The organism is Bradyrhizobium sp. sGM-13 (assembly GCF_018398875.1).
In the GTDB taxonomy this organism is placed as follows: domain Bacteria; phylum Pseudomonadota; class Alphaproteobacteria; order Rhizobiales; family Xanthobacteraceae; genus Bradyrhizobium.
In genome coordinates this window covers 21,982-44,035 of record NZ_JAGWDK010000040.1, presented here as the reverse complement: position 1 = coordinate 44,035, position 22,054 = coordinate 21,982, and the positions used below count along the sequence as shown (strand labels likewise).

Sequence of the window (22,054 nt, the reverse complement as noted above, 5' to 3'; positions counted from 1 at the left end):
GGAATGGGTGGTCACAATCCGTCGTAGCGGGTGGTCGCGATCGTCGGAATACGCAGCTCAGTTCGTGGCAAGGGGACGTTAGACGTAAGCCATCGGACGAAACGCCTTGAATGTGCCGCTTAGCCACCATGCGCCCGTAGCGATCCAGAACTTGGCAATGGAAGCGCGAGGCAATCATCTCCTCGCCAGATTTGTGCCGCAGTGGTGCCAGCGGCGCACCACGCGGTGCATCCAAGAGGACTTCCGCGCGCAACGACGGCAGCTATATTCGGCGGGGGCCTGACGTAAACGATGAGGAGATTCATGCAAAAGCCGCCGCTCGATCCCGACGTTGCCGATGAAGCCCCGGTTTCCGACGAACTCACTGTTTACGATGAGGAGCACATAATCACCTACCTCCGGCTGCTCGACGCCAACGCCGAGGAAGCGGACTGGAAGGAAGTAGCCAGGATTGTGCTGCACATTGACCCGGACAGCGAACCTGGTCGGGCCCGGCGAGCATGGGAAACCCATCTGCTCCGCGCACAATGGATGACTGAGACCGGCTATCGTCACCTGCTGCGTGGTGGTGCATCAAACCCGAAACTCTCCCTGCCTGGGTGGAAGCAGTGACCAACGGGCTTGTCGATTGTCAGACGTCGGGTGAACCGTGTCGATGGGTTCGCTTATGCGCGGGTATTTGCGGAAATTCGAACATCGCCGCGCCATGCTGGGAGCCGAGCCACTGGCAACGATGGACGAAGGGGTTGCCTTGATTTGGACATCCCCCATCGTGAATTAAGAGGGGAACAACCTAGAACATATCGAAAACATTCTGCTCACCCAGAGGGTGAGGCGCGTCTTATCGTGATCAGGCGCATCCACAGCCTTACGCGGACCCAATTCGTACGCGTTAAAATTGACCTGCTCCACGCCCTTTGCGCTCGACGGTAAGACATATGCCGTTGGACAAGAAGCCTGGAGCAGACGGCGCATACTGGAGAATCCTCAATAAAATCGAGGTGGCGCCGCGATCTAAAAGTCCTCGTGCTAGCTTCAAGGCGCCACAAGGCAAATGGCCACTACGTTGACAACAACAAGGCGAAGACAAAGCAACAGCGCCGAAGGAAAAGCAGGCGAGCCCATCGACGGACTTGCAACGTTTTTATTCATCAGGTGCCCAGTCTGCGGTCTTTCCACCGTCGAACTGTTGGATGCAGCGGCCGTTTTCGCATCAGCACTTTCGAGATGTGAATCGGCCGTATCCGCATCGCCTCGCGTACGGTCATCTCATTCTCAAGGCCGTGGAGCCAGTCGAGTCCCCAAGGCGACGCCCCACCGTTGAAGATGATCCTGGCAAAGGGATTTCAGTGCAAGGCCACGCGAACAAGCTGAACCATCGCCTTATACTGCTTGGCGGTGATGTCGATGGAATCGTCATCGCCTTCCAGCAGCACCGTGGCATCCGGCACGCAAAGGGACGGATCCTTCGGCTTTAGCCTGCCATCGCGGCGGATGGTCACGGTGGGCCTTGGCACCTCGCGGGAGAAAAGGGCAAAGGTCACGGTGTCGGGATACATATGATGCATGGCGTACCTCCGCCCCGAGTCTAGCTTGGCCTTCAGTTAATGGGGACTATCTGTATTCAAGTGCTCTGACAAAATTCGTATTGACGCTTTTCGCGTTTTGACTCATAGAGCTTGTATCGCTTGAATGGTTATTCGACAAACAGCAGGGGCCGCGCTAACGGCCCCTGTTGCTTTAGTGGCTGATGCTAATCGAGAGATAGACTCTCAACTTTCCCAACCATAAAGCGAGCATGCCACTTAGGTTCATGGTCTTCGCTTTCTTTTGGTTATTCAACGTAGCGGCCATTCGCCTTGCGGCAAGGAAATGTACCACCCGCCCATCTTCTGAAAACAAATACACGCGGAATAGTGCCGTTTCATCAACGGAAACGGCCAAGCTGACGCAATTTGTAGGATGACCTACATTCCACAAGCGGTCCGCATGTCCGGTCATCGGCTCGACTGCATCCGTTGGTCAGGAGTAATATTTGGCGGCCTGGTTATTTCTGGGCGCAGGTGAAACGCGTTCCGTTCTTGGTTGTGCCACTCGCACGCTTGCCGTTCTTCTGAAGTTAACGCAACCACCTGACATGATCGACGCGCCCTGATTTTTGCAACTTGGGCCGTAGGTGTTGGTGGCAGGTTTCGGCTGCTGCTGGCTTTGCGTGGCGGCCTCGCTGGGTGGCTTCTTCTGTTTCTTCGTGGCGGCCTCCGCGTGACCGGCGAATCCTGCCGCTACAATAGCCGCCAATACGGCAGGCACGGCCATCCTGCGTCGGCGGTACGCCATGTGACCGAAGCCAGCGAACCCCAGCATCATCATCGCCCAGGTGGACGGCTCCGGGACGGCGGACACATTTACGTCGATATTATCGAACTGGAGGTACGGGCCTTCGGTCGTAAGTGGTGTGAACACCACACTGGTCAGGCCGGTTTCATTGAACAGAAACGTCTGCAATCCAAGAACACCCGAGAGCAGGGATACCGTTGCCGAGTTCACGCCACCGCCGACGTGATTGAATGTAAACAGTACGTCACCCCCACCGCCATTGTTGTAGACGTTGGCGAGGCCGATCGAACTGAAGCTGAAGGCCTGACTGGCGTCGTTGGTAATGGTGTTCGAGGTAGCTGCGCCAACCTGCACGATATCGCCGTTCGCGTTACTGGCGTTGAAAGCCGGAAATCCTCCCGGAATCCAGTTTGCATAAGAACCGCTGACGGCGTTGCCGTTGGTGAAAGTGTAGCCGTCCTGGCTGTAGCTCGGACCAAAAGAGAAATTTGAAGGTGCCAGGTCAATAACGACAGCTGACGCTGGTGCCGAGAATCCTGCCAGCGCGGCAACCAAACATAGCTTCACAATCTTTAGAGTCATTGGAGCATCCTTTCCGGTGATGGCCACGCCAGCGCCGCCTTACGATTTGGTCAGGCCGGTCCAGCTATGATTCCGTGTACGAAACGAGCCGGTCGCCATGCAGGCCCGATACTCGCCCTTGCAGTATGATCGGCACGCCGCGTCGCACGCACCGCTCCGGGGCTGGAGGCACCGGCCGTGAGCCCAGGTGCACGATTCCGCCAACGTGGGCGATGGAATGATGGCAAACGCTCCAACAAACAAGGCGGCAGCGAACAAGCCTTTCATGAGACGACCTTCCTGCGATAACAAAATACCCATGCGGGCAAACGTCCCGGCCTCGGTTCACAGGTGTTGTGCGTGAAGGAAGGTTATCGGGAAGCCCGACGACTACATGCGCGAAAATCCTGATTTACGCTTTTACGTTCCAGGTGCAGGATAAGACGGTCAATGCAACGGAAGTCTTTTTGATTGGATCGGCTAACCCCGCACAAAGATTCAGGAATCCGCCAGGGAATAAACGCACTGCAGTATAGCTCGTTTGGGCTTGCAAAAGTCAGGACATCTGCACGGACCTCACCCCGTTATGGAGGGCTCCTCTGATGGCAATCCTGGGATATGCAAGAGTAAGCACCAACGGCCAGGTGCTCGACATTCAAGAGCTTCAGCTTCGCGCGGAGGGCTGCACCAAAATCTATGCGGAGAAGCAAAGCGGCATAAGCGACAAGCGTCCACTGCTCAAGCAACTGCTCCGTGAGGTGCAGCCCGGCGATGTTGTCATCTTCGCCGCACTCGACCGGCTCACGCGCGCAGGGCCCTACAAGACATTACAAATCCTGGAATGGATTACCTCGCGAGGGGCGACCTACAAGTCACTTGCCGAGCCCTGGGCCGACACCACAACCGAGCTCGGTGAGGTCCTCGCCGCCCTGGTTGGCTATATCGCACGAAAGACTCGGCAGGACATCCTTCGTCGGACCGCCGCTGGCCGTCAGCGTGCAAGGGCAGCCGGCGTGAAGTTTGGTCGAAAACCCAAAATGTCGCCGCAACAGCAGCGGCAGGCCTTGCGACGGCTCTCTACAGGAGAGCCTCCGGCGGCAATAGCGCAATCTTACAAGGTCAGCGCGACGACGATCTCACGCCTGAAGCCCAAACCTGTTTAAAGCGCTTCCTGCGCTCCCATCACTTGTTCGGGCTAACGCCCACACCAGGGCATTTGCGATGACAAGCCCACTGCGCTGGAACGGCGCCAGGTCAAGGGCGGCTTGCCGCTCGTCTTACCCTTGACCTGACGACGGGACAGGGCGATCCGTCTCGAAACAGGTGAGACCGACATCGCACTTTACCTTAGTTTCTCGGAAGCAATTCTTTCACTGGTCCGGGCAATCCATGAATATCTTCATAGATCAAAGTCAGTCAGCATCGGCATTGTAAACTCTTCACTACCCTTCGGGCTGTTTGCTCCAAGCAAGGTTCGACCAAATTCAGATCAATTTGTATTCCGCGCCCGTTTTTATAAGAAACTCCTTAAATTCCGATACCGAGGAATAGTCCTCGCAAACCAGGTAGCCATCATCCTTTTTGTGATTCCCAGATCTCTTATTAAGCCATTCGTTGTATTTTGGTCGGAAGAGATTTCGGTAATCTGCAAAGTCAGCATTCTGTAGAATATAGGGGTCCTTGCCTTTCTGCTGCCATCTCCCCAAAGGCTGCGAGTAGCGGCCAGTCAATAAAAATCCCAATGACTCTCCAGCCCGCAAGTTCTTGATACTCGACCAGTCCGACAGGGCGCCATCAACAAAATCGTAATCGTCCCAAATCCTGACGCCCACCCGCTCCGGCTTGAACTTGATATCTGGACTGCCGTCCCGTTTGATTAGCTGGCCGTGTAGATACGCACGGATTGCGCACTTTCCGATAGCTTTGAACGCATCTGACTGAAGCGGATGTTCTTGGTGCTCGATATAGTCTTCGTCAGAAACATTTCTTATAAGTATCGGATACGAAGGATGATCCATCTGCGTGCGATAGTCACCGACTGCCTTCGTCCAAGCTGGCTTCTTGTTATCCTTAGCAAGCTGCGATGCTAGCGTGAATAGTTTCTCCCATCGCGCGCTCTTTGCGGCAGTTGGAGCTGCCAGTTCCTCGATTGCCTTCACAGCTTCCAGCAGTACTTCGTCAATCGCACTCATGAGCGTGACGCTTTTGCCAATCTGAGAAAGCTTGAACGTCCAATATTTGATCGGCTTCCGCCCTTTGACGGCAATCACTTTGAATTCACGCCCTGGCCCCTGTCCATATTGCCAACGCATCGCACAGTTATGCGCAAGAGTTGCACCCTGCAATTTTAAGAGCCTGGGTAATAAGAAAATGAGGAGGAAACGCTCTTCCGTTCGCAACTCTGGTGGTAGTTCGTTGTCTCCCAATACTTGGGAATCCCAACGTGTCGTGACAGTATCGAGCGCAGCTCGACCAGCAAATCTCAAAGCCGTTAGCGCGGGCGAAGTTATCATCCCACCGCGCCTCCTGATGAACTGGCTTTAGCAACAGTTGGACTAGCCTGGTCTTCCGTTTTCTCAGATGCTCCCGTCATCTGCTGAGCCAAACCGGGCAGTGCTTTTCCACCCATATAGACTGTTGAGCTGATCGACAGGAGGGCAATGAATCCCTCCCCGATCTCCGGAAGTGATGCAATCGCGCTCCCCGGAGCAGCGCCGCGAAAAAGCTTAAGCGCGGTTAGGGCGTATGTGCCAGCCAAAATAGCCGTGAACGCAAGCTGTTGAACCCTCGGCACATCTACAGTCTGAAAATCTGTTCCCCGTTCTCCACTGAAAAGATCGCCGATACTTGCATCCCTCGAGGTCTCCTTCACCGCGATCGACTCTTTTTCCTTCGAACCAAGTTGCGAGACTGCTTGATCCACTTTCGGCGGATCGCCTCGCCTGAGAATAAGAGGCGCTAGGAGTCCTGTTCCATTTGTAATGCCCGCCAGGACCCATATTTCCGGCGGAACCTTTATGAGAAGGGGATCAGCCACCCCTGACAAAAGATTGTGAATTACCGCAGACAAGTAGCAAGCTATCAGCAGCAAATTCCAGAGCACTAATTACAACCTAGAAATCGAGTATCGATTACGCTCATCAATTAGGATGCCGGCTGCACGACTGGTAACTCCGAGACCGATTGTAATTAAAGCAACAGTCAGCAATCCAACTGAAATCAAAAAAAGCCCTTGAAGTGCGATGGAGTGCCTCGCTGTGAAATAGCAGGCCAATATTCCTAGCGCCGCCGCTACCGCAAGGGCGATCGTATGCCTGGGGAGCCAATTTGCCACGATAATACCTCGTCAACTATGAGTAATCGAAAGCCAATACGCCGTACCTGTAGGATAATGGATTATTGCCGGCGCGATAGCTTCGGCGGCTACCAGCCAGGTCTGATCAGTTGTCCATTGCAACCGCGCCTCTCGTTGATCTGACGTCACCTCAAATGCCTTTTGAATGACTCCTTCTGCTCGAAGCCCCCATTGGCCCTTGGGCATCTGATCTGCAAGAATAATGCGAAGCTCTTTCAAGTTGCTTCGTTCCGCGGCTAGCCAGTTGTCCATAACGACTTCATCGTCTGCGTCCTCGCCTCCGACGCGTCGCGCAAGCGCTCTTTGGTAAGCCGCGGCGGCGCGTTCTTTCTCATTCGCAGCCGCCTTAGCGAATACCTCCTGTGCGCGCATTTCTTCTGCATAAGGTTCTGTCCCCGGCCGAACGCCAACGAAAGAGTCATGTATACGCTCTGAGCAGGAACCTTGAGTTTTACTAAGCTATTTCGTCCGCCCTGTTCAGGCGTGCTGATGGGCTCATCATGAAAGATGGCACTCGCCACTCGATCAGCTATGCGCTTTGCCCTGTCTCGCCATCCTTCGGCGACAACCCCCAACGGCCGAGCAAATGCCTCAGCAAACGTTACAACGTTAGCTGATCTGCGTTGCTCCAGCCCGGCGTCTCTCTTTGGGTAATCGCTATCGATAACCGCCTCAATAGCGTTCAGGATCTTGCCGTAGTACTGATCAGTAAAGGCTTCATCTGTGCTCCCATGCATGTCCGGCAAAATGGGCAGCCTTCGCCAATCAGCCAAATCGAGCGCCTTTTCGATTTCCGAGAACTTGGCTCGAACCGGCAGAGTGACATTGCTTCCATCCACCACCTCTATCGGCGGCACAATGACGAGCTCCAAGTCCTCTAGGTAAAGCCCGCACTCGTATACATTGAATAGCTGATAGAAAAGCAGATTAAGCGTCCGGCCGTCGTTGATATTATTTACTTTTATAGTCGTAACTTCTCGACTCAGAATGTTCGTTCTTACTGAACTCGACGTTGAGACCTCTTGACGCGTTCGCCTCGTTAGCGAATTAGATGCTCGCCGCGCCAGCTTTTGCACGTTACGAGCAAATTCAGAAGTGGTTGTCGTTGAAGATCCGCCGGCCCCGCCGGAAGCTGAGAAAAGACCGCCAAAAAAGCTTCCGCCTGCGCTAACGTCCCAGTTACTGCTCCTCGATGTGTCCTCAGAACGCTTTGCTTCGTTCTCGATCTCAGTCGCGAGATCCAACGACTCGGTCTCAGAGACGTCGAGCAATGACGTGGCCGTCTTTCTTTCCTCTGCTTCGCGCGAGTAACTTCTCTCGATTGTTATAGTTCGCTCCTCACCAGGCGCGAGGTTCAAACTATTTAAAAGCTCTCCTATTTCCGGATGCTTCCAGTGTGATTTATATGCAAGCTCTTCTCGAATGAACACCTGCGGAAAATCGATGGGCTTGATGCCGGGCAGAGGCCTCTTGTAGATTAGATACTTTGTTAAAACCTCACCTTTTGTGAGCTTTTGCTCGTACACTGGTATCCATATCGCGCACGCCAAACGGAATTGTTCGTCCAGGTCGCAGCGCTTCGCGATCGCTGAGAGCGTTTCGCCATTGCGAGTCACAAACTCCGACCCATTCCGCTGGAATATATAAGATGTAAGGTTCTCGTTTCTGAAAAGCTGATCACGCCGCTCAATCCACGGATCGTAGTCAGGCATAACTTGATAGTAGTCTCGACCTAGCTCCACATGTATGGTTGTATCGACCACGCGTCGCGGAAAAATGCGGTCGAAGACGATCCGTTCATGAGTCGTAGTCCATGTGAAGAGTCGGACATACTCCCGGTAAAGCTTTCCGGGCTCGAGGACAGCGTCACCCCCACCTGGAAGAGGTCTACGTTCTTGAACAAGAGGCAGCACGTATCCAAGATCTGCCGCCCGGTCTTTCAGGCGAAGCTTCGCCACCTTGACCTGCTCATAAGGTGCTTTCATTCTCAGAAATCGCGAGGAGACTCGCTCGATTTCATCACCCTCAAGCAGTTGCGGTCCGATCGAAGTACTTACGAACTCATCAGCTTTCTCTGAGAACGTTTTTGCGAGAGTTTCCGCAGCGACAAGCTCGTTGTACTCGTTGATTATGACCGGGGCGCTGAGATCCAGTTCTTCAACTGATGGCGATATCGCAGGATCGAGCTGGAGTTTAAGCAGGCCGGTTGCCCAGAAGGCGTCGTAGCTTGCTTCATCGTCCAAGACATGACTCGCTTGGGCGGGATCCTTAAGAATAGCAACATATTCGCGACCGGATGGGTGAGTGACTTTCACCTCTAGGCCTGGAGCAGCACCAACTGTTATGAACAGACCTAATTTTGCGGCATCGAATTCCTCTGGCCGTAGCTTCCAAGCCCTGTGCAAGTAGGACCGAAGATATTCGAACCCGTTGCTCCCGGCTTTAGGCTGGAGAATGTCGCTCCACTCCAACGGCACAAGTCGGGTCCGTGTAAATCTCAGCAATGTTTCGGCGTCTGTATCTTTTGGACCCTGAAGAGTCAGGAAAGGCGATAACGCCTTAGTTGTTTCATCATCAAATACTTTGCTCCTGGAGGGCACATTGCCTTCCGGTCTCTGACGTGTTGGGGACGACGGGAGAGCTAAAAGGTGCTGGTGCCAGACGTACCCAACCAGACTTTGTCCGCCGACTTGAGCGTGAACGAACCACCAGGTAGAAGGATCGGCAACGGAAATAAGCGTGACAATTTGCCCGCGAGACAACGCCGTCACTATGTTGTTGTTGACTTCTTTTGGAGCGCTTCGAAGGTTGAGCGCTTTTTCTTTGACGATGAAATAGGCCATAGTTACCTCAAAAAAGACCACAAGAAAATGAGCCGCGAAAAATTTTCACTTGAGTAGAGCATAGTACAAACTACACTTAAAACGTTTTTCAACTGGAGGTGCTATTTCCCACGGATTTTTTTCAGTGAGTGCCCGACATCTACGGCATCACAATATGGAAGGATTGCTCAGGTCGCCGCCTGCTAAAGACGGGTACGGCTTGAACCGACGTCGGATATAGGTCGGTTCGGTCGAATATGCCTTGGTCTTTAGCGCGGTCAGCGGCAAGGCGATGCTCACTATGCTTGGCTCACTACCAGACCGTGTGGCAGTCTGGCCGCATGGCGCATCTACTGCTGTGGCTTCTGCGAGTCGCCGTGTTGGCGGTCCGTTTCCTGTATTGGTTCACAACCCGCATTCTAAGAGTTCTGCACGAACTCCATCGATGGCACGGCTTCAGCCCCGGTGGAGCGCTCGGCTCTGCCCGCTTCGCATCCCGATGCGAGCTATTCTGGTCAGGAGTGCGAAGAGGACGTGGACCCATCGTCGGCCGAGTAGGCCGTTCTTTTTTGCGCTTCAACAAGGACGGGATGATTGCAGTGTTCGCGCCAATGGGCGCTGGCAAGGGCGTGGGCATCGTGATCCCTAACCTGCTCGATTATCGTGGTTCGATTGTCTGTACTGATATCAAGGGCGAAAACAGCGCTATCACACGTCGCCAGCGTGAGACCCTCGGTATGGTCCGCCTTCTCGATACCACAGACCCGCTTCATTCGGATCACTTCAATCCCCTCGACATGATCCGAACCGGTACTCTTCATGAACGGGACGACGCGGAGGCGCTCGCCCGCCTCATGATCATCCCCGACGAGAAGACCAGCCATTGGGACGCGAAGACCGAAGGGCTGCTGGCCTGCCTTATCCTTCACGTCATGCGCCATGAACTGGAACGCCGGAACCTCGCGCAGGTACGCAGCCTGTCCACGCTGCCACCTGAATCCCTGAAGGATTTGCTGCAGACCATAAGCACCGGCGGATCCCGTCCCGCCGCAGAAATCGCCGCAAGCTTCCTCTCCATGGATGGCAGCGAGGAGTTCAAGAGCATTATTTCCAATGCCGAGAAGGCAACGCGCGTGTGGACCGCTGGCGGCCCTGCCGGCGAAATCAGCCGATATTCGAACTTCGACCTCGGCAATCTCGTGCAACAGGTCAAGACCATCTATCTGGTCGTCGACGAGGAGAAGCTCGACATCTACGCAGCCTTCCTGCGGGTCATGGTCGGCTGCGTCATCAATTCTCTCACGCGGGCGAAGAACCTGCCACGCCCCAAACGCAAGGTCCTGCTGCTGCTCGACGAAGCAGCCGCCCTCGGCAGCCTTGAGCCACTGGAGCGCGGCGTCGGCTACCTGCGGGCCTACTGCACGCCGCTCCTGGTCTTTCAAGACCTGAGCCAGCTTCGGACAATCTACCGCCGCGCAGGGTCGTTTCTGGCGAACGCAACATGCAAGGTGTTTTTCAACGTTGCCGACCTGGACGCCGCCCGCTTCGTGTCAGAGATCATCGGCCAGACCACATCGCTCTCCCGCAACGCAGGCACCTCGCACACCAATCTGGACCCGGTCCGCCAGCATCATTCGCTCGGACAATCGGAGACCGGCCGCTGGCTGCTCGATCCTTCGGAGGTCATGCGCCTGCCCGGAAAGCACGCCATCGTGATCTACCGCAGCGACATTCTCCGGTACCCCGTGCTGGCTGCGAAGGTCAATTACCGTTCCTGGCGCAATCTGCGTTGGCGCGGCAAGTACGACAAATGGCCACCCGGGCCGTCCCCCGCGAAGCCGCCAGCCACGACGGTTGAGTGTCAGAAAGTGGACTCGCGAGACGCCCGATAAGCCTAGGAGGGCTTAGGCCGATCTTGATCATGCTTTGCGGCCTAGAGCTTGAGGCGCTTAAGCTGCTTGTTGCGCCACGTCGGGTCATCACAAAGCGTATGCTCCGCCTCTATCTGGAGGAGGAGCTTAGTCTCGGCCTCTTCCTGCGCCTTTGTCTCTTCTTCGTTGTCCGTCGTTTCCCCAGGCGATCTCCAGGGGCGGCTTCCATTGCGCAGGTATAACACCTATAAATTGCACCAGGCTCCGACGTGTTGGAAACCGCAATGTCCTATCAAGCCACAGTCTTTAACGTGATGATCGCCTCGCCCGGAGATGTAGCGGCCGAGCGGAAACTTGCGCGTGATATTATCCACGAATGGAATACCATGCATTCGGAGTCGCGAGCTACTGCGCTTATGCCTATCGGATGGGAAACGCATTCGCACCCTTCAATGGAAGAGCGGCCGCAAGGCGTTCTGAACGGGCAGATCCTGGAAGGAGCGGACTTGCTGGTAGCGATATTTTGGACCCGCATCGGCACGCCGACGGGAGTAGCGGTCAGCGGATCGGTTGAGGAAATAGAAGAGCATGTGAAAGCCGGAAAGCCGGCCATGATCTACTTCTCATCGGCACCGGTCCGCCCGGACAGCGTTGACGAGGCGCAATACAAGGCACTGAAAGAATTCAGAGAGCAACTCAAAACCCGCGGTCTCTTCGAGACGTATGACTCTACCGACGGCTTTGCCGAGAAGTTTCGGCGTCAGCTCGCAACGAAGATCAATAACGATCTCTTCTTTCACGTCGAAGGCGCCGGGGCAGGTCGCGAAGCGCTGATCAATGAGGTTCTTAGCGAAGCGGCTCAGACGATTCCCGGCATGAGTGATGAGGCGAAGACGTTGCTGGTCGAGGGATCACTGGATCGAAACGGACAAATCTTGCACGTCAAATTTATCTCCGGAGACGTGATTCAGGTTAACGGCAAGAAATTCACAGGAGAAGACGCCCGCACAAAGGCGACCTGGCTAGGCGCCCTGAGGGAACTCGCCTCGCTCGGCTTGCTCTAAAAATCAAGTCTTTAAGCTCACTCGCGAAGGGTATGATGTAGCTGAGCTGCTGAGGCCCTAAGCTTAGCTGATCAATGCCTTGGGCGGTTGCGTCCGTTCGCAAGCGGGATACGCGAGTGGTTCCGCGAAGTCCTGTTGGACCACTCCGAGTGCCGAACCAGTTGACTCTCGCGAATGCCAAGCAAGGCGAAGAAGAGAAGATCAAGCTCGTTAAGCCAGTAGGCGATCTCCGCCAGCCGGCGCCTCGCATGCGCCTCTTGCTCAAGCCTGTCCTCCCGCTCCGATTGCCGGTCTGAAGACTCGCCGTCATCCCTTTCCAGGTTCGCGTAGTACACCTGACGCTGCCGCAGCCGCGCGCTCTGTCGCTCTGCCTTTGCCGCAACCGCCTGGTATGAGCGTGCGTTGCCGGCGAGCCTGGCCATCGTCTGCTGCGCCCGACTCCCGCGATCGAGTTCGGGATATCGTACTTCGCGCCGGTCAGCGGTCCCCTTCCCCGCTCTCCGTCTGGGGCCGACCTTCCGGACCTTGCTCTCTGGCGGTCGCAGGACCGTCGCCTTTCTTGCCTTCGGCCCCACATGGATCTCCGGCTCGCGCAGCAACTCAGCAGCTATCCTGCGGTTACCGAGCCTCAATGCTTCCGTCCGCTGAACGGCCAGACTTCGGTGATCCACACGCGCCTTGTACCCCCGCCGTCCCAGCATCTCGTTCTGCTGCTCGGCCCAAGCCTTGCGCCAGGCAATCAGCATGGCATCGCTGTTCCAGGCGCGCGTCTTCACGCGCCGCAGACCTCCGCCACCAGCCTGCCGCATGGTCAGCAACACATGGGCATGATGATTGCGCGGATCATCCCCCTTCTCGGTGACTGGCGCATGGATCGCAATATCCGCAACCATCCCCTCTGATACGAACTGGCTCCGCACAAAGGAGCGCACCAGTTCAAGCCGCTCTGCATCACTTAATTCGCAAGGCAACGCCATGTTGATTTCGCGGGCGAGCTGCGCATCACGGCGCTTTTCCATTCGCTCCACCGCATTCCACAACACCTCGCGGTCGAGCAGCCACTCAGCGGCGTCATCGGGCGCCATTATCTCGGCATGCACGACGCCCCTGCGGCGCTGATAATCCACCTCGACGCCGCGCCTCTCATCTTTCAGCAGGACTCCGGCCCTGTAGGCCGCCATCGCCACCACTGAACGCCCTTCAGAGCGTTTCACAGGTTGCGCGGAAAGATGATACGAAGCCATTCCCTTGAACTTGTCCCGTCAGGGACACCTTACGGCCGCTGTGTCGGCCGTGCACCTATGTCGCGCAGCGATGTATAAGTGCGCTCTTCCCTCGCTAAAAATCCTGGAATCAAACTGTTCGTGGCTTCTCGGTCGCTGCTGCACCCCAATGTCGATCATGTCGATCAAGCGAAACAGCGAAACCCAGTTCGACAAATGACAGCCGACGGACTTCCACTTTAGATTTGGTCGTCACATCTCCAGTCCGCACTCTTTCTTCAGCCGAGGCTCAATCGGTTTTTCAGCACTGGGTTTTGGTGCGGGAGCCATCTGGGGCTGCTTCAGTTCGCCGGGTGGTGGGCTGCTCAAAGTACGGCCAACCATTCCTGCAGGTGGCGGTGCCATCACAGGTCCTGCGGGCGCTGGTAGGGGACGCTCCATCAGCCTGTGCTGGTTCGCCTGGCGTGCGTCGGGACTCATTCGCGACCAGTCCGGCTGTGGCGTCTGGCTCGGTTGTTGAGGCGCCGGATGGCCCGGCTGTTGGAGACCCTTGTGCTGATTGGCTTGAGGCGCACCTTGAGGCGCAAATTCAGGACGTGACGACCGAGCCTGTGGCTCCTTAGCGGCCTTGCCTGCGCCGGGCTCATGTGGCGTTGGTTGCTCCATCAACCCGTGCTGCTTGGCCTGACGCGCTTCCGGACTCATCCTCGACCAATCACGCTGCGGCGCCTCATTTTGCACGGGCGGCTTCGGCTGCCCTTGCTGCACGAGCCCATGGTGCTGGTTGGCCTGCCGTTCATCTGCACTCGGTACTCGCGGAGCATGCGACGCCGGAGACATCGCAGGTCTTACCTGCTGCGGGGCTGCTGCCGGACGACTGTTTTCAAACGTTTGCTCGGCGCCGCGCAATTTGTCCCGATCGGCGTGCATCTTCTTCGTCGCCTCGGGCAGCTGGCGGCGCGCGATATTCGACTGCCTTTGAAGGTCTCCCGCACCGCTCTTGAGCCCATCTAACGACGCCATACTGCCGGGACGGCGGCCGAAGGACACTCCCCGACCGTAGGGAGACCCTAAGCTCTCGTGGTCGAGCTTCTCATAAAGCTTCTCGGGTCCGTGCTTTGCCTGATATTCGTCCATTTTGCGTTCGGCAGCTTTGGGATCACGAAACGAGCGTTTCATGAGGTCATCGAAACGACCTCGGCTCTGGTCCGCCTCGAATTTCAAGCGGTTGCGTTCTGCCGCGTGCTGCTTATGAAGCCGATCGTCCTCGTCAGACATATCACTTCCCCTTGCAATTTTCGGTTGTTGTCCCATCATGGACTTGTGTTCTTTAGTATTTCGACCTTCCGGGCGCTCGCCGCGCAGCGCGGCCCGCATTGGACTTTTACTGAGGTTTTCGGCGAAATCGCCTTGTCGCTCTCCCCGACTAACCCCATCAGACGCTGGCTTGAGAACGCGTGGGCCGAAAGCGACGCGCGGCGAGTGGCTTGGCAACGGGGGCGGGACCGAGAGTGGGCGGAATTCTCCCGCCGCTGGGACGCCGAAACCGCCTTGTTGCTGCTTGACCGGAAACCGACGGACACCCTGCATTGAGCCTGGCCGCCTAGAGGTTTTTTCCCAACGCGCGTAATCCGCTCCTAAACCTCTGTCCTCGAACTCGCGGCGCTGCTGGTCGCGATCCGCCGCTTCCCAAAAATCCGCCTCCGTTTCGACGGCCTTTAGGCTGCGGTTGTAAGCTGGTCGGGTTTGTCCCCGGTCGATCGAAGGATAGTCCACCTGACGTGACGGATTGCGGGCCCCTCGCCCGTTGCGCACAAGGCGCGGCCGGGATTGTGGACGGCCCCCTCGGGCCTCCATCGCCCTGACATTCGGCCCCTCGTGGATGGTGGGCGGACGGTCGATGCCCTGGGCCTGCAGCGACCTCCGGTCGATCCGTGCGTCATGCCCAGCCAATTCAAGAGCACGGTTCGCGTGCTGCTGCCATTTCTCACGCAGCATCTCGGTGCTGCCTGACTCGCTCATCCCGATCACACGCTTACCCGTCTCCGGGTCCCTATCGCGGATCAGCAGGTGACAATGAGGGTTGCCGACATCCTTCCCCTTATCATGGAGGGCAGCCAGCCACGAGGCACGCCCCTTGGTGACGTCGTTGGCAAAGTCTCGCACGAGCTGCACCCGTTGCTCGCGGTTCAGTTCTTTGGGAAGAGCAAGCATGACCTTGTCGGCCACCCGGGCGTTGACGCGGTCACCATCCTCCATCTGCCTTAGGTATGCGGCGGCGGCTTTGGGCCTTTCAGGCATACGCGCTGCCATGAAATGCCGGGCGGCTTGAGGCCTGCTGATATAGCCAACGTGCGCCGCCGCAGTATGCGGGCGGTCCTGGGTCGAGCGGCCGATGGGCGTATGACGCAGGCTGTAGATAGCCAAGGCGCAGCTCCATCAGGCGAAGCGCACGGGTTTGCCGTGCAAACCCATAAGTGCGCTCTACCGACCTGGCCATGCTACCAACGCTCCTTCGTTCTCCGCAAGTGGGTAGTGCTCTGATGGCCCCGCAACCCTCCACGCCAGGTCGCGCGGTGCGGCTGTCGCCTCCCTTGCGGAGGATGACGCCGCGCCGCTGGGTCCGGGGTTTCCCCGGCGCGCCGCTGCTTGCTTTCCGGGCCGCCTTACGGGATGATTGCGCGAGGGGATAGTTTCAACCTGGGGATACTCATGGGCAAAATGATTCTTGGAACGATGATTCTCGGCTTCGGCATCATCCTGACATTCGTCCCGCCATTCTTTTTTGGACCGCTGCTGATAATTGGCGGCTTCGCCATGATGTTCCGTGGCGGATTTAGTATGACGAAGGACGCCGCCAAGGCGACAGCCGCCGGCGTTAAGGTCGTCCAGAATCATTCGCGGGAGCAAGAACTGGCACGCCGCGAGCGTGAGCTCGCTGAACGCGAACAGGCTCTCGCCCAGCAGCCGCCCAAGCCCGGCTCGTAACCTTGAGCGATCCGGCCGCCGGATTTCTGCTCATCGGCGCACTGTTCGTTGCACTCACCGTCTACTTTTACGTCGGCGGGATTGGCGGACTCATGGGAGCTGCAGCATCACGGCGCGCCATGCGCCCGCAAGTGCGAACCTCTGCTCCCGCTTCGGTCCCCGAGCCTTCCCTCGGGTCCCTCGCGAGCGCACCCGGCCGCGCCGCGGGCGCAGGCTTTAGCCGGGCCGACGCGCTGGCCGCCATCGAGCGCAAGTTCGGCAACGACCTAACGCCGTTTTCCGTGAGTATGACAGACCTCGCTCCGGCCTTCCTGCCGGTGTCATCTCTGGAACGGCTGGCGGCCGGCTTTGTCCAGGACATCGCCCCCGCCCAGGTCCCCGAGGCCGAGGATGAGCCGGTAACCGCGTTCTTCAGGCAGAACGAGAAGGACTTCCTGACCCGCGCCGCAGTCGGCGCAATCGCGGGAGCGTCGTTCAGGCGAACCCTGCGTGAGTTCAGCGAGAGCGAGCGGCACGCGCTGCGCCTCGCCCACGTCTTGGAGGCACTCAACGTACTATCTGCCCATGAGCGGACCATGGTGACCGTTCCGCTCGTCTGGAACGAGGGGGATTGTGCCCTACTCCCAGGAGGTGATGCGTTTTTCGCGGCCGACCGAAGGGCAAAGCTCCGCGACGCCCTGGACGACATCGTAACCGCGCACTTTGGCAAGAAGGGTGCAGCCATGGAGCGCGTGGAGAGCGCGCTCCGCCGCGCCCTCGATCCCGCCGGGGCCGTGACAGCAGAGGACCGCGCCGTGCTCGAACGCCACCTGTTTGCCGGCGCGCGCTGGCTTTCGCCGCAAGATGACTATTCCAATCTGATCCCTGACGAGACCAGCCCAAGCGCCCTGCGCTTTGGGCCGTTCTACGGCACCTCCCAGGAAATGTTCTACGACTCCCCACAGAGTGTTTTTACAGTCGCGGCACCCGGCACAGGCAAGTCGCTTCTGCTCAAGCGCAACCTGGTGAATTACAAAGGTGGCGCCGTGGTACTCGATGTGAAAGGCGAGCTCTACGAAGCGACGGCGGGATGGCGCAGCCAGAACGTTGGGCCCGTCTACCGTTACGATCCGGCGTCCCCTGCGGAATCGATCAGCTTTAATCCTCTGGATTGGATTCGCACCGACCAGAATGGTGACTTTGCCTACGAGGATGCGACTATTCTCGCCCGCGCCCTCACCTTTCCGCGCGAGCGTGAGGACTATTGGGATTTGGCGGGTGTGCGGGCTGTGGCGACCGCACTTGCAAAGACCGCATTGCGAGCTGGCCGGAATGGCCGGACCGTCGCCGATGCCCTTAGCGCGATCAACGATATAGCGAGCGCCCCGAGTTCAAGTGAGCAGGACACCCTTGAAACCGTCTTCGCGCGTTGTCCGGAAGATGTGAAGGACTGGCTACAAGTTCTCCGGGAGTCGGGGCAGTCGTTGCTTTACGACGAGGGGCGCACCTTTCTCATGATGGCTCACAAGCAACGAAGCAGCGTGCTTGAAGTTTCACGGAACCAACTCACGAGCTGGCAAGCTGGCAACACCTTTCGACTAAGCCAAACAACCCAACTTCGTGGCGCAGATCTCCGGCAAGGCCCCGAGGGACCGGCAACCCTCTACATCACAATTGACCTTGACCGTATCGACTATTACCGGTCGACCGTCCGCGCACTGCTCGCGTGCCTTTACCGCGACCTCATATCAGGAAGGCCCAACAGCTCCGCGCCCAAGGTCACCTTCTTTATCGACGAGATGCCCCAGCTCCAGCGCATGGACGTGCTGGAACGAGGCTTGGCCACAGGCCGTGGCTACGGCGTGCGCTTCTGGTTCTTCGCCCAGGACAGTGGCCAGCTTGAAAGGATCTACAAGGACTCCGCCTCCAGCATGCTCGATCAATGCGCGGTGCGCATCTACATGAATCCGAGCGAGGAGCGTGCGCAGATCATGAGCCGTAACGTTAGCGAGCGGGAAGGCCTGCTGGAGAGTCGGCGCAAGCCTCTTGTCGATCCGGCCGACCTCTATGGCCCTGAGTTCAGGGATTCCATTCTGGTGATGTCACAGGCCAACTATCCGGCACGGCTAAAGAAGATTTTTCCCGAACATGAGCCCAAGGAATTTCAAGCCAAGCTGGGCCTTGCAGTGCAAGAGCCCGGCTCAACGCGGCAATCGCCAGCGGTCTAACCCGTGGGCGCGTTCAGGCGCAGGGTAGCTGTTTCGACATGCCGCGCATCCAGCTCAATGCCGACACAAGAACGACCTGTGCGCCGCGCAGCGACCAGCGTTGAGCCCGAACCACAGAACGGGTCAAGCACCAAGCCATCCGGGGGACAGAACGCCTATATGAGTGGCTGTAAGACGCTGATAGGCTTCTGCGTCGGATGCAGCCGGTTGCCGGTGTATTCCCATTCGAGAACATCGGAGATTGGTGCCAGGGGCAACTTGGGATCGCCCTTCGCGAGGAGGTAGGCCTGCTCGTGCCTGCCTTGCAGGAAGCGCACCGATGATGCGTACCGTTTCCGGAACACGACGTGCCCGACAAGACGGAAACCCGCCTTGCGCCAGGCGCCGATGAACTTATCGGCGACATGCCAGCCGTAGAAGCTCAGGCACAGGGAGTCCGGCTTGAGCAGCCGGTACATCTCGGAGAATGCCGGTTCCAGCCAGTCATCACGATCATCGTTGGCAATGCTCTGGCCATCGCGCGAGCGGTAGCGGCAAAGATACGGCGGGTCAGTGAGGATGAAATCCACCGATGCGCTGCCCATGCGGCGCATGACCTGGACACAGTCTCCAGGCACGACCTCGTTGCGGTAGTTCGCGAAAGGGAGGTTCATGATTGAACCTCCATCCCGAGGAATTCCGCTTCCCAGCCGTCCACACCGGAAACATTGGTGGTGAAGTCCAGGAGGCCGTTGGCGTTGTAGAGGGCTATCGCCTTGGCGAGTGCTTCGCGCTTGTTGGAGGCAAGCACGACGGTTTCGTACAGCGTCCAGTCGGTGAACCGGACGACGTAACGCCGCGTAGCGGCGGGGCTCATCGCCCCGCCTCCGCGTCGGACTCAGGCTTGGCCTTGGGCTCGCGAACGACCAGTTGGCCATTCAGGGGCAGGCAGCTCAGGCTGATGTTGAAGCCCTTGCCGTCCTCGTGACGCCAGGCTGCACCGATCCGGTTCCAGTAGGCTTTGTCAGTGCCTTCACCTTCGATCACGTAGACCGCGTAAGGTTTCTGGCTCTTTTGGTTCGTCTTCATCGGACTATCTCCCGTTTGTTATTCCAGCTGCGCCAATCGCGGCCGGACGGGAGTTCAAAAGGACCAGAGGTCATAAGCAGCGGCGCAAGGAGGCTCCGACCGAGGGACCCTCCGGGATACGGTTGGATGCCTTGCGCCGGGGCGCCTCGGTCCTAACTTCCCGTCGTTACTGGCCGTGCATTGGGGATAGACGCACACCGGGATGTGGCCTTGAGACGTAGTGGGACCACGCCAAGATGCGCTTTGTGCTTTAGGTGAAGAGCTTACCAGCGAAGACCAAGGAGAAGGCAGCTACCGGCCGATCAGCCAGTAGGCTTGGCCATCATCCGAGCTTTGCAGTTGCAAACCCGCGCGATCCCTGGGGTGTGCCCCAAAGCGGAGCAGGGCGTGCATGTCGGTGAGCACCAGCCTTGCTTCAGCGACGTACCCGTGGCCTAGCATCGTGAGATCAGCGTGCGTGACGTTTACGGTGTCAATTCCGGGAGCGACCATGACCGGCGGCAACAGTCCGGCCCTCGGAAAGCCGTGTAGCCAGCGTGCCGCCTCAACGGCCCAGTCTTTGGACGACACGTAGAGCGTTGTTCGGCGAGAAACCCGGGAGTAAGCCTTGCACAGATCGCGAAATACGTCGGCGTCAACGTCCGGGGCGGCCAAGATGATCTGGTCGAAGGGTTTACCCGTGTGTTCGGCGGCCGCAGCCGCAATCCTGTTCACAGCGCGTAAGACACCCCGATTGCCCATGCTGTGCGCGATGATGTGAAGTCGAGCGGCTCCGGACCTTTCAGCGAAGCCGACTAGGAACTCCGTGATTGCGGACTCGCTGGCCTCTATCGACGCCTCGTCGTGTATGTAGCTCTCCGTGCTGCCCTTTGATGGCCAGCTAAAAAATGCCATGCTTCCTCTGATAGCGAGGTCGGCTGCTAGTTGCGCAGCTCGAACGGCCGCATCGGCAAAGGAGACGTTGTATCCGTGCACGAAGACCACGGCCTCACGATCGTCAACGGGAAGTTTGGCCAGTTGGGCTGAGATTGCGTCCCAGAACCGGTCGGCGGAGTATTCCTCCAGGCTCTTGGTCTTGAGTCGGTCATCCACCCCAGTGAAGAGCCTTTTCCACCAGGATGACCCAACCGATCCTATCTTGTGCGACTCGGGAATGTGAACCTTGCAAAGCCCAAGATGAACTCGGGAATCTCTTTCACCCGAGAAGCCTTTGTTTATGTCGCTCGCCTGGACCGGTTTACGATTGGTGCCATACCAAAGGGAACGAGTTACGCTTTTCACCGTAGGGTGAGTCTGCCCTTCATCTGCGCGCGCCAGCTCCGACAAGGCGTCCTCTAGGGCGGACTCAGAGCCGACAGGGACTTCGACTGAAGGTGAGAGGTCAGCGCGGAAGGCAGCTTCAAGTTCCCGCAATTGCCGATCTCGTTCTATTGCTCTCAATTGCTCCGCCATGCGGCGCTCAAGCTCTGAAAAGTCACGCTCCGAGCCAATCTCCGAACGCCGCTCCTCCAGTCGATCATGCTGCGCTTGAGCTTCGCGCCGGCTGGCTTCAAGTCGCGCAGCCTCCTCGGCGGCTGCGCGTTGCTGCTCTTCGATCTGACGTTCTATTCGTTTTGCCACATCATCTTTCATTCGTTCTTGAAAACGTTTCTGGGGTTCGTCGCTCCTGTGTCGGAACGAAGACGATCCGCTTCCGTCTTCTTGTTGGGAAGTTTGGCTAGATTGCTGGTCACTTTGGCGATCGTAAGCGGAGGGAGTGGGCTTCGTTACCGGCTTCGCGACATGACGTTCTTCTTTGGGGAGGCTATGAAAAAGCCGCAACGCTATGTCATTTACTAGTCTGAGTTCTCGCGCTTCCTCAGGCCGTAGCGACATTCCGCCAGCCTTCACCCACTGCGCGCTATTGATGTCATGCACCAATGCTAAAATTCGGCTCGGAGAAATTAGGTCGTGAACATACGTTTGCGCGTTGATTGTTACTCCGGGAAATCGGGCCTTCAGGAAGGAAATAAGTTCAGCCAGGACATCGTTAAATAACATGGTGGACCCGTCCACGACGCTAGCCGGTCAATTTCCCGCCTCGACCGGCGAGATGCGGCTCAAATAAAATTAGGTTATGATTCTAGCCGGAGTTGTCGTTTGTCAATGACGCTTCTGACAGAACTTTCAGCCCTGGCGCAGCCCAGACTTGGGACCTTGAGCACAAAACAGAAAGAGGGAGCCGCAGCGACCCGCGTTTCGCACCTTCGTCCAAAGGCTCTTGCGAAACGCGGCAAAGCAAGCTCGGAGTGCCGAGACCGGTTAACAACGGCACCCGGGAACGCATCAGTGATAGCGGTGCCGAAGGCAGGTGCTTTCCCGAGTGCCTCCGGCAAGGGACACAATATGATGCGCGAGGGATGGAAGCCGTAGGCGGAGATGCGTCTTCGCAGCTCCGTTCACGACAGCCCGGTCGGCTAAGCCGACGCGCCTCATGAAACGCAATAGGGACCGCGCCAGAAGGTCTTTGGAGTCGTCACTCTGGGAGGAATGCCTCTGCCGGGAACGTACTGGAAGCC

At 57.6% G+C, this 22,054-nt stretch carries 17 protein-coding genes and 2 pseudogenes; 7 read left to right on the top strand and 12 right to left on the bottom strand.

Annotation, left to right across the window (positions count from 1 at the left end; all coding sequences use genetic code 11):
• Nucleotides 1-303 precede the first annotated feature (303 nt).
• Nucleotides 304-612, top strand: coding sequence for a DNA -binding domain-containing protein (locus tag KJQ96_RS33630; RefSeq protein ID WP_213290556.1), 309 nt, complete (start codon nucleotides 304-306; stop codon nucleotides 610-612).
• Between the two features lie 734 nt (nucleotides 613-1,346).
• Here KJQ96_RS33630 and KJQ96_RS33625 read toward each other — a convergent pair.
• Complete coding sequence (locus KJQ96_RS33625) at nucleotides 1,347-1,568, bottom strand: hypothetical protein (RefSeq protein ID WP_213290555.1); 222 nt, start codon at nucleotides 1,566-1,568, stop codon at nucleotides 1,347-1,349.
• Nucleotides 1,569-2,316: 748 nt separating this feature from the next.
• Nucleotides 2,317-2,394: pseudogene (locus KJQ96_RS42260) on the bottom strand (PEP-CTERM sorting domain-containing protein); the annotation flags it as partial.
• A 1,106-nt stretch (nucleotides 2,395-3,500) separates the two neighbouring features.
• Here KJQ96_RS42260 and KJQ96_RS33615 point away from each other — a divergent pair.
• Nucleotides 3,501-4,061, top strand: a complete 561-nt coding sequence (locus tag KJQ96_RS33615) for a recombinase family protein (protein WP_213290553.1) — start codon at nucleotides 3,501-3,503, stop codon at nucleotides 4,059-4,061.
• Nucleotides 4,062-4,382: 321 nt separating this feature from the next.
• Here KJQ96_RS33615 and KJQ96_RS33610 read toward each other — a convergent pair whose 3' ends face one another.
• From KJQ96_RS33610 to KJQ96_RS33595, 4 genes are all read right to left on the bottom strand, one after another.
• A complete protein-coding gene (locus tag KJQ96_RS33610) occupies nucleotides 4,383-5,411 on the bottom strand; it encodes a hypothetical protein (RefSeq protein ID WP_213290552.1) in 1,029 nt (342 codons plus the stop codon).
• The gene (locus tag KJQ96_RS33605; RefSeq protein WP_213290551.1) at nucleotides 5,408-5,821 is read right to left on the bottom strand and encodes a hypothetical protein; all 414 of its coding nucleotides are present in this window, start codon (nucleotides 5,819-5,821) and stop codon (nucleotides 5,408-5,410) included. Before KJQ96_RS33605 ends, KJQ96_RS33610 begins: the two co-directional genes overlap by 4 nt.
• A gap of 423 nt (nucleotides 5,822-6,244) precedes the next feature.
• A complete protein-coding gene (locus KJQ96_RS33600; protein ID WP_213290550.1) occupies nucleotides 6,245-6,472 on the bottom strand; it encodes a hypothetical protein in 228 nt (75 codons plus the stop codon).
• 17 nt (nucleotides 6,473-6,489) lie between these two features.
• Nucleotides 6,490-8,853 (bottom strand): hypothetical protein, encoded by a 2,364-nt coding sequence (locus tag KJQ96_RS33595; protein ID WP_213290549.1) that lies wholly within the window; start codon nucleotides 8,851-8,853, stop codon nucleotides 6,490-6,492.
• 48 nt (nucleotides 8,854-8,901) lie between these two features.
• Between KJQ96_RS33595 and KJQ96_RS33590 the strand changes: the two genes are divergently transcribed.
• From KJQ96_RS33590 to KJQ96_RS33580, 3 genes are all read left to right on the top strand, one after another.
• Entirely contained in the window at nucleotides 8,902-9,153 is a 252-nt protein-coding gene (locus KJQ96_RS33590; protein ID WP_213290548.1) for a hypothetical protein, read from the top strand.
• Between the two features lie 491 nt (nucleotides 9,154-9,644).
• Complete coding sequence (locus KJQ96_RS33585; protein ID WP_213290547.1) at nucleotides 9,645-10,967, top strand: type IV secretory system conjugative DNA transfer family protein; 1,323 nt, start codon at nucleotides 9,645-9,647, stop codon at nucleotides 10,965-10,967.
• Nucleotides 10,968-11,230: 263 nt separating this feature from the next.
• A complete protein-coding gene (locus KJQ96_RS33580) occupies nucleotides 11,231-12,010 on the top strand; it encodes a hypothetical protein (protein ID WP_213290546.1) in 780 nt (259 codons plus the stop codon).
• Between the two features lie 71 nt (nucleotides 12,011-12,081).
• On the opposite strand, the gene mobQ is transcribed toward KJQ96_RS33580, so the two are convergent.
• Complete coding sequence (gene mobQ, locus KJQ96_RS33575) at nucleotides 12,082-13,254, bottom strand: MobQ family relaxase (RefSeq protein ID WP_213290545.1); 1,173 nt, start codon at nucleotides 13,252-13,254, stop codon at nucleotides 12,082-12,084.
• A 231-nt stretch (nucleotides 13,255-13,485) separates the two neighbouring features.
• Entirely contained in the window at nucleotides 13,486-15,660 is a 2,175-nt protein-coding gene (locus KJQ96_RS33570; protein WP_249734834.1) for a MobA/MobL family protein, read from the bottom strand.
• Between the two features lie 285 nt (nucleotides 15,661-15,945).
• On the opposite strand from KJQ96_RS33570, the gene KJQ96_RS33565 reads away from it, so the two are divergent.
• Both KJQ96_RS33565 and KJQ96_RS33560 read left to right on the top strand, forming a co-directional pair.
• Entirely contained in the window at nucleotides 15,946-16,221 is a 276-nt protein-coding gene (locus KJQ96_RS33565) for a hypothetical protein (protein ID WP_213290544.1), read from the top strand.
• A 2-nt stretch (nucleotides 16,222-16,223) separates the two neighbouring features.
• Nucleotides 16,224-18,428 carry a type IV secretory system conjugative DNA transfer family protein gene (locus KJQ96_RS33560; protein ID WP_213290543.1) on the top strand — a complete coding sequence of 735 codons (2,205 nt, stop codon included), beginning with the start codon at nucleotides 16,224-16,226 and terminating at the stop codon, nucleotides 18,426-18,428.
• On the opposite strand, the pseudogene KJQ96_RS33555 reads toward KJQ96_RS33560, so the two are convergent.
• The 4 genes and pseudogenes from KJQ96_RS33555 to KJQ96_RS33540 all read right to left on the bottom strand — a co-directional run bounded on the left by KJQ96_RS33555 (nucleotide 18,425) and on the right by KJQ96_RS33540 (nucleotide 21,536).
• Nucleotides 18,425-19,012 (bottom strand): annotated as a pseudogene (locus KJQ96_RS33555) (DNA methyltransferase). The gene KJQ96_RS33560 and the pseudogene KJQ96_RS33555 sit on opposite strands and share 4 nt — an antisense overlap.
• Nucleotides 19,013-19,077: 65 nt before the next feature.
• A complete protein-coding gene (locus tag KJQ96_RS33550; RefSeq protein ID WP_213290542.1) occupies nucleotides 19,078-19,284 on the bottom strand; it encodes a hypothetical protein in 207 nt (68 codons plus the stop codon).
• Nucleotides 19,281-19,496: a hypothetical protein gene (locus tag KJQ96_RS33545; RefSeq protein ID WP_213290541.1), complete on the bottom strand. Its 216-nt coding sequence runs from the start codon at nucleotides 19,494-19,496 to the stop codon at nucleotides 19,281-19,283. The genes KJQ96_RS33550 and KJQ96_RS33545 overlap by 4 nt, the downstream gene beginning before the upstream one ends.
• A gap of 291 nt (nucleotides 19,497-19,787) precedes the next feature.
• Entirely contained in the window at nucleotides 19,788-21,536 is a 1,749-nt protein-coding gene (locus KJQ96_RS33540) for an alpha/beta hydrolase (protein ID WP_213290540.1), read from the bottom strand.
• Between the last annotated feature and the right edge of the window lie 518 nt (nucleotides 21,537-22,054).